The following is a 903-nucleotide window of genomic DNA, read 5'->3' as shown; positions in this document are numbered from 1 at the left end:
GTCCCCGCCCACGGGTCCGGCACCGGTGAAGGACGCGGCCCCACGGACCAGGCAGACTCCGCTGACCGGGCACGCTCCGCCCGCGGGTCCGGCAGCGCTCAAGGATCCGGCCCCGCGGACCAGGCGGGTTCAGGCGAAGGCACCGGTTCCGGCGGGGGAAGTGGCTCGGTGGACGGTGCCGGTGCCCATGGCGCGGCGGTTTCGAGAGGTGACGTATGACGGCCGAGCAGGCGATTCGTGTTCTGGTCGTGGAGGACGACCCGGTGGCGGCGGACGCGCACATGATGTACGTCGGGCGGGTGCCCGGGTTCGTCGCGGTCGGCAAGGCGCACACCGGCGCGGAGGCGCGGCGCGCCCTGGAGCGGACCCCGGTGGACCTGCTGCTGCTCGACCTGCATCTGCCGGATGTGCACGGGCTGCAGCTGGCGCGCTCGCTCAGGGCGGCGGGGCATCAGGCGGACGTGATCGCGGTGACGTCGGCACGGGATCTCGCCGTGGTGCGCGAGGGGGTGTCGCTGGGGGTCGTGCAGTACGTGCTGAAGCCCTTCACCTTCGCGACCCTCCGGGACCGGCTGGTTCGGTACGCCGAGTTCCATGCCGCGGTCGGCGAGGCGAGCGGGCAGGACGAGGTGGACCGGGCTCTGGGGGCGCTGCGCGCACCGGGCCCCGCGGCGCTGCCGAAGGGGTTGAGCGCGCCGACGCTGGAGCGGGTGACCGGGGCGGTGCGGGACGCCGGCGAGGGGCTCACGGCGGCGGGGGTCGCCGAGGCCGTGGGGATATCCCGGATTACGGCCCGGCGGTATCTGGAGCATTTGGTGGAGGCGGGGCGCACGGGCATGACCTCCTGCGGGCGCACTTCGTCGTGGCGCGGGGATGGCTGCCCGGTGAACGTAGGTTGAGTGG

General features: G+C 74.1%; 1 protein-coding gene. It reads left to right on the top strand.

Going from position 1 to position 903, the window contains the following annotated elements:
* Nucleotides 1-215 precede the first annotated feature (215 nt).
* On the top strand, nucleotides 216-899 hold the full coding sequence (locus EAO75_RS44690; RefSeq protein ID WP_261989719.1) for a response regulator: 684 nt from the start codon (nucleotides 216-218) through the stop codon (nucleotides 897-899).
* The last annotated feature ends 4 nt before the right edge of the window (nucleotides 900-903 follow it).

The organism is Streptomyces sp. UW30 (genome assembly GCF_008042075.1).
Taxonomy (GTDB): domain Bacteria; phylum Actinomycetota; class Actinomycetes; order Streptomycetales; family Streptomycetaceae; genus Streptomyces.
The sequence above is the reverse complement of the archived record's forward strand: the minus strand, read 5'-3'. Positions and strand labels throughout refer to the sequence as shown.